Below are 9934 nucleotides of genomic sequence, written 5' to 3' on the forward strand. Positions count from 1 at the left end.
CTTTTTCACCCCACAATTGGAACGGCTCTATGCCACCGAGGAGCTCTTGTCGGCGTTCGACGTCGACACGATGGCCCCAGAGGCGCTCCTGTGGCAGACCGGGTACCTGACCTTTCACGGACAGCGGCGTATCGGTGCACGCATCGAATACGAACTGAGCTACCCCAACCTGGAAGTCGCCTATAGCCTCAACGATGCGCTGCTCAAAGGGCTGATGGGCGACCTTTCGCTCGCTGAACGGGTAACCCTGAGCGCCTATGAGGCGCTGGTGCGTGGCGAGATCGACGGACTGCGCCACCACCTCGAACGCCTCTACGCCAGCATCCCGCACGACTGGTACCGCAAAAACCCCATCACCCACTACGAAGGGTACTGGGCCAGCGTCTTCTATAGCCACCTCGCGGCGTTGGGGCTGGAGCTCATCGCCGAAGACGTCACCCACCACGGCTGCATCGACCTTACCGTGAAGCTTCCGGAGCGCATTTACCTCTTCGAATTCAAGGTCGTTCCAGACGAACCCGAAGGAGCGGCGCTTGCGCAACTCCTGGCCAAAGGGTACGCCGAGAAGTACCGTGGGGAGCAGCTACCGGTACATCTCGTCGGCATCGAATTCAGCAAGCGCGCGCGTAACGTCGTGGCGGTCGATGCGGTGCGTGCGTGAGGGCGCAGCATGACGAAAAAACACAAACTTTTTACCAAAATTCGGGACCTCTTGTGAAACGGGCCGATTTCGTGCCAAAATTGGGGAGGTCCCGAATGGAACGGGGCGGAAAGCCTTGCGCCACAAGGGATCTGAAAGGGTAGGTCGACACCCTTATCCCAACCGGTTGGGCTTGTGACAAACTGCGGGCGCAGATAGGTGTCGACGAGAGTCGACACCCTTATCCCAACCGGTTGGGCTTGTGACACAGAATTCGATCTCATCTTCATCTGTTCGATGTCGACACCCTTATCCCAACCGGTTGGGCTTGTGACAGCAGCGTCCGTGCATGATCTCCAGGTAAGAAGTCGACACCCTTATCCCAACCGGTTGGGCTTGTGACATTGCGGCCATATTCCGCGACCCAACAACAGTCGACACCCTTATCCCAACCGGTTGGGCTTGTCACCGTGTTCATGGAGTGCTGCAGCCGACCGGCGCGCTGGTCGGCTGCATTTTTTGCTTTTTTACAGAAACCTGCTTTTCTTTGTTTCGGTAAATCCCCTTTCCGTACCGGAAAGCTGCAGCGTCAGGCCTTGAGCGCGATGGGGATGGAAGGATGCTGTGATGGGCGCAGCGACGGCTTGCGATGAAGCGGCGTGGGCGTTTTGTCGTTGTATGGGTGGGGAAGACGGAAACGTCAGGTTACGCGAACGTCTCAGGGTGTGCAAAACCGCCGAGGCCGCTCCCGGTAACCGGAAGCGGCCCTTTTGCTGCGGGACGTGCGGTCAGCAGGTCAGAGCAGCGACTCTTGCCGCCGTTGATGCGCCTCTTGCTCTTGGGAGTACTTTTCCAAGGTCTGTTGCAGAAACGCTCGGGTTCCGTAGAGTACCGTCATCGAAAAGGAGAGGTGCGGAGCGTTGAGGATCACCAGGCTGTCCCCTTGCTCGTAGATGGCCGAAGCGTCTCCGACAAACGGGATATTTTCTTGCTGCACTTTGTATTTTTTGCGCAACGCGGCTGTTACTTCACGCAGCCGGTGTTTGCCCATTTGCATCATTACTGCCACGAGCTTGCCTGTTTTGTCGAAGACGAACGAGAGCTCTTCGATCCCGTCGATTCCCAAGCCTGCGCCGTTGCTTTTGAGGATCGGGCCACCGCTCACCTCGTTTACCCCCGCCTGCTGCAACGGAGTTTTGCCGCCCAGTTGCTTTTTCACGGTGTTGAGATCGGCAACCCCCACTTCCAGGCCAAGCGGAGCGGCGTTTTCGGCAAACGCCCCGGCAGATGCGAACGTGGTCAGACAAAAAAGCGCGATGAGCAGATACCGCATGATTGGCTCCTTTCACTCGAGAATTAAATCCGATGTTCGTCGTTGCGCAGCGTGCGCGGAATCCAGCCGAAAATGGGTCGGGATTCGCGCACCAGCAGTTCACCCTGCCGCACATTGCTGCGGCCCTGGAAGTAGCCCGGAACCAGGACCCCGTAACCGGCAACGGAGACGCCGGTTGGGGTCTGTACCGCGAAGCGGCCATCGGGCAACGCTTCGAGGCGCACCAATACTTTGTCGAACCGCAGCGTGAGGAACAGTATGTCGAACCGAAAACCGATCTGAAACAGCCACGCCATCCAGACGGGAATCCGGTGGAATACGAAGATCACCCCGTGGCGGGCCACTATTTCATCGCTGCGGTCGATCTTTGCCACACCGTCGCGCACACGCACCAGATATTGCCGCATATGCATCGCTTTTCCTTTCATCGATGGTTGAAATCATTCCTTGCTCGTGACCAAAACCGGTCGCAGGCCTCGGCAGGACGAACGGAGCGAGCACGCCACTATCCTCCCTGCACCCGCTTGCCTGCCCGATAGAACTGGTAACAGTCGTTGGGTACGTAGAGTGTGCGCTGTGCGCGCGTCACTGCCACGTAGTAGAGATTGGCTTCCTGATCGGAGATTGCGTTCAACTTGCTTGTGCTCCTGAGATTGATCAGGCTTGGGAAATCATCGGCCAGCATTACCTCTGCCCACTCGGCGCCTTTGCTCTTGTGTGCGGTGGTAAGCACTACCCCTTGTTTGGAGACCGTGCGTTCGAGCGACTCCACCAGCTGCGGGAGATCCTTGCCGTACTTTTCCACCAGGCGGCAGATCGCCTGCTTTTCTTGGTCGTCTTCGCGTTCGGCCTGCTCTTTGTAGTCAGAGTAGGATTTGAATTTGCGCAGGTACGTACCCAGTTTGTCCCTTTTGTTCGCTTTCAAAAACGCCACTTCTTTTGCCATCAGCAGACGGTAATCTTTCACTTCGCCAAGAAACTGGAAGGGGATCTTCTTCTCCATGAGCGAGATGGCCGTGTCGATGAGCTTGCCGTTGGTTCGGGCCAGGTACGCGCTCTGTTCGCTGGGGGCAAGGTCGAACACGGTCGTGGCTTTGCGCACTTCGTCCTGGATTGCCGGATTGCCACGCACCGGACGCGTCTCTTTTTTCCACGATTGGAGGATGAGCGAAGCCAAAAGCGCCACCTCGTTGCCGAAGCGAAAGCTTTGCGTCATGTATTTTTCCGTTGCGTTGCCGTGATCGACCGCGTGCTGCATCGCGTTCATCGCACCGCGGAAACCGTAGATGCATTGGTGGCGATCGCCTACCAGCACCCGGGTGAGATGCTCTTGGCGCAAGAAGATGTCATACATCACCGGGCTGACGTCTTGCGCCTCGTCGAGCAAGATGTACTGGTAGCCGCCCGAGATCGACGGGTTGCTGAGATGCCACATCTTCACATAGACGTCGTGCCACGCGGTGATCTTGGAACGGGGGTCGGCGATGAGATTCCAAGTCTCGATCGCGGCATCGACGACGAACGGCTCCAAGCGCTTGTGCGCGATCTCTTCGGCGAACGCCTTTTCCAAAAACTGGCGAAGGTCAAGCGCGTCGCTGTTGGTGAATTGCTCCAGCAGCCGGATGATCTTGGGAAAATAGAACCGCTTCCAGCCCTCTTCAGTAAGCCCCAACTTCAGGCGGATGAAATCGCTCGCCTCATAGATGTCGGCAGACGTCGGTTTGCCGGAAAACTTCCCGTTGATGTCTTTGTAGACATGCCTGGCGAACTCGTTGAAACAAATGGCATGGATCGTGCCGACACGCACGTTGTTGGGCATCTTGCGCTTGGCTTCCTCAGCAAGGCTCCGGTTGAAGCACACGTAGAGCAGCTTTTCGTCGCTGCGCGCGAGCGCGAAATTTTTGAGCGTGTGGGTTTTGCCCGCACCGGCGTAAGCGTTTACCGCCAGGAACGGCGCAGTGGATTCGACCACGTCGCGCTGCTCGTCGGTCATTTGGGCGTGGGGCAGACGAACCGCGACCTTTTGGCGCATCTCTTCCCGGGCCACTGCCTCGATTGCCTGCGCCAACTGGGTATCGACAAAATCGTGGTCGTTCGCCACCTTTTCGGCTTCGCTGGGTGACACGACCACGGGCTTGATCGGCTCTTTCGGCTCGTGCCGCTCGTCGGTAGAAGCGATTGCTTTCTTCGCGAAGACCTTGCCAAAAAACGACATCCTTTTTCTCCTCTCTTCGTCTGTTGCCACGAACCCAGCCCGCTTCCCGACCTCAAAGCTTCACGGCCCGAACGCGCGAACCCATTTTCATGATCCGCACGCGATCGCCCGGCTTGATTTCCGCCGATTCGTCACGCCCCTGGACCAGCGCCTTGGTCTCCCCCGTGTCGTCCAGACGGTAGACGATCTCGATTCCTTCACGGGTATTTGCCGCTTTGTCGGCGACCACGCCGATGACGCCACCGATCAGCGCACCTGCGATTGCCCCGGCTAAGCTTCCGCGGCCACTGCCGACATTGGAACCAGCGATCGCGCCCAAAGAGGCGCCCGTGGCTCCCCCTGCGCCGCCAGCGTGTTCAGGTGCCTCGATGCGAACCGGGCGAACCGACAGCACGGTGGCCAGTTTGACCTCCATCTCCTGCATGGCTGCGCTGCGCGCGTAGTCGTTGGCAGACATCGTGGACGCACAACCGGAGACCAGCAGAACAGCAGCTGCAGAAAACACGACACCAACACGACGCATCATGGTTTCGTTCCTTTATGCAATTGACCCTGACACTCCTATAACGACGGTGACGGAAACTTTTTTCATCGTCATGTACTGCGTGCGGTGGTTGAACAGGCAGAACAACCATCTTGGTTCCGGCAAAATAACGATCGGCACAAGAACTTCCCATGACGGACAAGGGACTTTGCAATGAGCGGCATGAAGAACGGTTCTGAACTGGGCATCTTGGCGCTGCGCGTCGATCGTTCATTTGCCCAGTTGTCCCTCTATTGCTATGACCTGCAACTCCTCAGCCCAGTGACCGAGGAGGACGTGGCGCCCGCAAGGATCGTCAGAGGCTGTGCGGCCGTGTTGCGTCACAGCAACGATTACGTTCCGGTCGTCGGCGTATGCGGGGCCAGCACCTGGAACATCTTTACCTTTGCGCCGCTAGCGACATGCGAAGGCCGACTTTGGCGTCAATATCCGTTCGTGATCGCCAACCCGCGTCGGGTCGTGCTCGAAGCGCAAAAAGAGAGCGAACGCCGCGCGATCCAAGAGCTGCTCACCCAGATCGTCAAAAACGCCCTTCCTGTCTGGTCCCGCCAGCTCGGCAACCGCTGGCGGCCTGAAAACGGCGCCAACGTTCCCACCCTCATCGAACGAACAGCGCAGCCATGCAGAGCCGACTACCTCAAAATCTTTCGCACTCTGAAGTTCGATCCTCTGGTGCTTCCCGATGGTGACGCTTGGCTACAACTGGATCTGCGCCACACCATCAATGCGGCTGATCATGTCACCCTGCAATGGATGCTTGCGCAGCGCCCCAACTGGCGTATCGAAAAGCTTCGTCACCGCTACACCACTGCCGACGGCAAGATCAGGACATGCACCTTTGATGGCATTGCCGAGACGCTCACACCGCAAAGCACCTTCTGCGACAACCAGTCGGGAAAGACCTATGCCTATCTGGAATACCATCGGGAACGTGGCCACATCAAAGAGGCGGAGCTCGACGCAGCGCGGTGCTCCCAAGTGGTTTGGGTGATCTACCCGAACGGAAAGCGTCTTGCCCACCTGGCCCAGCTCTTGCAACCGGTCTTTACCTTTGAGTCACTCGAGACCATCGACCCTGAACTGCTGGCCGAGATGTCGCCAAAAATGCGGTTGCCGATGCAGAAACGGATCGGTGCACTCCTGGAAATCATCCAGCAAACGACCACCCTGCCCATCGACGGAGAACGGGTCAAGCTCAACCGTATTCAGCTCGACCCGCCGTTGGGGGGCAGAATCGACCGTACTCCCGTGCTCCGTTTCCACGCTGACCAGAATGGCACCAAAGAGCGCCAGGCGTTTCGCTGTGGTGCCTTCCGTCCTATGACCCGGCGGCGGATCGTCTCGGTCACCGTGGGCAGCATCACTTCCCAGCAAAGCGCCTGCTTTGACGCGATCGACCAAGCCACACGCGAAAAACTCAAAAAACTCACCAGTCCGCATCCAGAAAAACGGCCCACCTGGACCACCGAAAAAGGTCACTATCCGACGATCGAAGCGTTCCGGCAATTTCTCGATCGCCTCGACCGTACCGATGAAACCATTCTGCTCATTGGCATCACCCAGCAGACGCCGAAGGCCAAGCTCCGCGATCTCTGCTTCGACCACAGCGCAGCCAGCCAATTCGTTCTGCTCGACCATCACCCGGCCATTTACAACGACTACTACTTCAGCAACGTCGCTGCCGGGCTCTACACCAAAGCGGGCGGCGTGCTCTGCACTCTCGACAACTTGCCGGGTGAAGCAGACCTTTTTCTTGGCATCGATCTTGGAGGGCAACGAGAGCGCGCACCAGCAGCGGCGTTCCTCTTTGCGCGCGACGGCGCCCAACTCGGCTGGACACTCTGCGAACGGCAACGCGGCGAACGGCTCCAGGACGCCTCACTCGAACAACTGCTCGAACAGAGCATCGAAACCTACCGCAATGTGTTCGCCGACAAGCCGCAGCGGATTGTCCTCCACCGCGATGGAAAATGGCACGAATCGTTCGACGTCATCACACGCTTTGAATCGCACCATGGCATTGCGATCGACATCCTGGAAGTAATCAAAAGTGGTTCCCCTCGTCTGTATCGGCGACATCCTGGCGAAGAGCAAGGCAAGTTTGCCTACACCAACCCCAAGGCAGGAGACGTCGTCTGGTTGCCCGACAGCGATACGGCAATTCTGGTCACCTACGGGCACGACGAATTCAATGAGGGATCGGTGCGACCGTTCAAGCTCCGCAAACGCTACGGAGAGACCGAATTCCCTGTGCTCGTAGAGCAGGCCTACCTGCTGAGCTACCTTCACGGTGCCTCACTTTTTCGCCACCCCCGCTTACCCATCACCGTGCATCACGCCGACCGCTTCGCCACTTTGCGACAAGAAAGCAGTCTGAACGCGCTGGCGAAAATGGATCGACGCTGCCCGGTCTACCTGTGAAGTTCGCGCAAACGTCCATCGAGACGTACATTGCCGTTGGCATCGCTCTCGACGGCGATTTCTGGCTACCGATCGCGCGCATCGCTTACGCGCCCTCGACGTACTCGAGAAAAGCGTGATTGCGTATGTTGCGCCAACTGAGCCCGTCGGTGCGTTGTGACCACTCGTTGTCGACCACGCCCAAAACCATCACCCCAAACGGAGCGGAAAGTGCTACTCTTTCGTCTTGCCACAACAAGAAGGAGGGCGGGTGGTGATCGAAACCGGTGCTTTGAGAGCCAAAGAAGACCCCATTGCCTGGGTCCAACAGAAAGCAGCCGAGGCGTTGCAACGCCTAGATCAAAAGATGGCCTCTCAGCCCGTGCAGATGTACCTACCGGGGTTCGATCTAGGGGCCTTTCCCAACCATGTGAACCGCTCCTCGCTCTTTGCTCCTATTGCGCGCGGCCGCCGCAAATTTCATCGACAAACGAAGATGGTCAGCCGCTCGGATGCTGTGATCGAATACACTGGAGAGCAGCTCGACGAAGCCGACTGCGACCTCATGATGGCGCTCATCTGGTTTGCCCAGAAAAAACCGTTAGGGGAGTGGGTGACATTGAACCGAGCGCAGCTGTTGCGGCGGATCGGGCGCGCGACGGGCAAGCAGAACTACGAGTGGCTCCATCGCAGAATGCGGGCGATGACCGAAGCGACACTCTACATCGAAGTGCGCAAATCCGACGGCAGCACACGCTACAAGATCGGCTACGCCGAGGCGTTTCACCTCATCAGCGGCTTTGCGTTCGATGAGAAAAGCGACGAGTACTGCTACCAACTCGATCCCCGCTGGGTACAGCTCTTCAGCAACCGCGAATACAGCCTGATCAACTTCGACTTGCGATTGCAGATCAAACGGGGTCAGGACATGGCGAAAACCCTGCAACGCCTCGTTGCTACTTCTTCCGACCCCATCCAGTCTTACGAACTCGAATGGCTCAAGAGCAAAATGGAATACACCGGAAGAATGCGCGATTTCAAAGAGTCGCTCTCCAAGGCATGCAATGAGCTGAAACGGTTGCACATCGTCAGTGAATACAAGATCACTCTGGACAAAAAGAAGCAACGGGAGCTGTTGAAGCTCTGGATCCCCAAAGCGATCACGGCATAAAAGCGGTGCGACACTGCACGATCAGAAAGTATTTTCAGTTACTCAAACACCGTTTTTTGTTGAAAAACAACGAATTGGCATCGGTATAGCGTCGCGCACCCGAGACGACCGACGGTGTCTGGCCATCGGTATAGCGTCGCGCTTTCTCCACCTCTTGAACAGTCGTTCGGCATCGGTATAGCGTCGCGCCTGCATCGGTATAGCGTCGCGCTTTTTCGGTATAGCGTCGCGCCTGCATCGGTATAGCGTCGCGCGGTTGTCAAAAAAGCTATTATTATTCAATAAGTTACAAGCGGTTTTTGACCGTCTACTATATTTCTACTTATTTCTACTAGGAAGCGCCTGTGGATAACTTCGCTCTTTTCTACACAGCCCCTCAGCGGCGCAAGCGCGCCGCTGGGTAGAAAATTCCTATCGCAACGAACTGTCGTTCCTAAAAATAGGCTACTCGGTAAAACAACCGTATAAATGATGCCGCGTGCTCGGAGCCAACTCCAGAACGGCATCGGTATAGTGTCGCACTTAGCAATGTGCGAATATTTCATCGTTGAGCCGACTTTTGGAGATTGGTCATGGGAGATCCTCGGGTTGTCGAAGCGCAATTACGTGAAGGCCAGTTCGTTGGTGTCGGGGCTGGCGACCGATATCTGGGTGATCCGGACGTCGTCAATCGCTTGATCGCCGGTTACTGCTCCGAGGTCGAAACCGACCTGCGTCAAGTGATCCGGGGCGAGCTGACGCCGCGAGAGTCGGAAGATCGCTACATGGAGCGCGCGAAGCGGTACGCCGATATCATCTCTGGCCGGGACAAGGATTGGCAGATCGTTCCGGGGTACCACGACGTGACGATCAAAGGGAAGTTTCGCGCGGATCTTCGCGATTTCTGGCCGAAAGTCAGGCATATCGCGGACGATGACCCGCACCGCGTCTTTTTCCTGTGGCTGGGGGCGTTGATCGCCGACGCCTACAAGCGTTGGCCGACGGACGACATGCAGCACATGCGGACTGAGTTTTTGCGTCCGTTCATCCGCTACGCAGTCAAGGTACTGCTTGGCATCGAGGAACGCGCGAAGCCGGTGGAGTGAGTCGCGCACGTGCGGGACGACGACACCAAGCCAAAAGCCCGATCACCGTTGGACTTCGCTTGGTAAGCGCTGCCGCGCAGTTGTTGGTGCGTGCACGGCGCAAAAGCGACATCAAGCAGGTCTTTCCGGGCCACCCCATCAAAGAAACCCGCCACACCGATTACCGCTACCGCACGACGGTACCGCGTTACGTCGTAGCCGATACGATCGCCAACCGCATCCTTGCCATCGACTACGACAATTTCAAAAACAGTGTCGAAGATCATGACTTGCACGCAGCGTACGCGCGTGTCTGGGGGATCATGTACGCATTGGTTACGTGGAGCGGCAAAGTATCGGAATGGAGTCGGCGACTCTGGCGCATGAAGAAAGTTTTCTATTTGTGCGAAAATGGTCGCAACAGGCGGCTTGCAGGAAACGACCATGACCAGTAGCACGGCAAAGGCCGTGCGTCGCAAACTCCCGATCGGGATCCAAACCTTTCGCGAAATCCGCGAAGAGGGCTACTACTACGTCGACAAAACGGCGTACGCCTGGCGGCTTGTC

At 57.4% G+C, this 9934-nt stretch carries 11 protein-coding genes and 1 CRISPR repeat array; of the genes, 6 read left to right on the forward strand and 5 right to left on the reverse strand.

The features are described 5' to 3' along the window. Positions 1-661: PD-(D/E)XK nuclease domain-containing protein (locus KUL93_RS10725; protein WP_217127039.1), on the forward strand; the 661-nt coding region annotated here is incomplete at its 5' end. 143 nt (positions 662-804) lie between these two features. Continuing rightward, positions 805-1110: a CRISPR direct-repeat array (repeat unit 37 nt; unit sequence GTCGACACCCTTATCCCAACCGGTTGGGCTTGTGACA). Positions 1111-1436: 326 nt separating this feature from the next. On the opposite strand, the gene KUL93_RS10730 is transcribed toward KUL93_RS10725, so the two are convergent. From KUL93_RS10730 to KUL93_RS10745, 4 genes are all read right to left on the reverse strand, one after another. Beyond that, positions 1437-1973 (reverse strand): hypothetical protein, encoded by a 537-nt coding sequence (locus tag KUL93_RS10730; protein WP_217127040.1) that lies wholly within the window; start codon positions 1971-1973, stop codon positions 1437-1439. Positions 1974-1996: 23 nt separating this feature from the next. After that, the gene (locus KUL93_RS10735; protein ID WP_145981825.1) at positions 1997-2386 is read right to left on the reverse strand and encodes a hypothetical protein; all 390 of its coding nucleotides are present in this window, start codon (positions 2384-2386) and stop codon (positions 1997-1999) included. A 92-nt stretch (positions 2387-2478) separates the two neighbouring features. After that, positions 2479-4188 (reverse strand): UvrD-helicase domain-containing protein, encoded by a 1710-nt coding sequence (locus KUL93_RS10740; protein WP_217127041.1) that lies wholly within the window; start codon positions 4186-4188, stop codon positions 2479-2481. 52 nt (positions 4189-4240) lie between these two features. Continuing rightward, complete coding sequence (locus tag KUL93_RS10745) at positions 4241-4714, reverse strand: outer membrane lipoprotein (protein WP_119336243.1); 474 nt, start codon at positions 4712-4714, stop codon at positions 4241-4243. Between the two features lie 171 nt (positions 4715-4885). Here KUL93_RS10745 and KUL93_RS10750 point away from each other — a divergent pair, with 171 nt between their 5' ends. Both KUL93_RS10750 and trfA read left to right on the forward strand, forming a co-directional pair. After that, a complete protein-coding gene (locus KUL93_RS10750; RefSeq protein ID WP_217127042.1) occupies positions 4886-7153 on the forward strand; it encodes a Piwi domain-containing protein in 2268 nt (755 codons plus the stop codon). A 253-nt stretch (positions 7154-7406) separates the two neighbouring features. Further along, entirely contained in the window at positions 7407-8303 is an 897-nt protein-coding gene (gene trfA, locus KUL93_RS10755) for a plasmid replication initiator TrfA (RefSeq protein ID WP_217127043.1), read from the forward strand. Between the two features lie 34 nt (positions 8304-8337). Here the strand turns inward: trfA and KUL93_RS10760 are convergent, their stop codons facing one another. Beyond that, positions 8338-8541: a hypothetical protein gene (locus KUL93_RS10760; RefSeq protein WP_217127044.1), complete on the reverse strand. Its 204-nt coding sequence runs from the start codon at positions 8539-8541 to the stop codon at positions 8338-8340. Between the two features lie 334 nt (positions 8542-8875). Between KUL93_RS10760 and KUL93_RS10765 the strand changes: the two genes are divergently transcribed. From KUL93_RS10765 to KUL93_RS11745, 3 genes are all read left to right on the forward strand, one after another. Continuing rightward, complete coding sequence (locus KUL93_RS10765; protein WP_217127045.1) at positions 8876-9388, forward strand: hypothetical protein; 513 nt, start codon at positions 8876-8878, stop codon at positions 9386-9388. Beyond that, positions 9385-9822 carry a hypothetical protein gene (locus KUL93_RS10770; RefSeq protein WP_217127046.1) on the forward strand — a complete coding sequence of 146 codons (438 nt, stop codon included), beginning with the start codon at positions 9385-9387 and terminating at the stop codon, positions 9820-9822. The genes KUL93_RS10765 and KUL93_RS10770 overlap by 4 nt, the downstream gene beginning before the upstream one ends. Next, on the forward strand, positions 9779-9934 hold a 156-nt coding region (locus KUL93_RS11745), incomplete at its 3' end, for an AAA family ATPase (protein WP_217127047.1). The genes KUL93_RS10770 and KUL93_RS11745, both read left to right, overlap by 44 nt.

The organism is Hydrogenophilus thiooxidans, assembly GCF_019049855.1.
In the GTDB taxonomy this organism is placed as follows: domain Bacteria; phylum Pseudomonadota; class Gammaproteobacteria; order Burkholderiales; family Rhodocyclaceae; genus Hydrogenophilus; species Hydrogenophilus thiooxidans.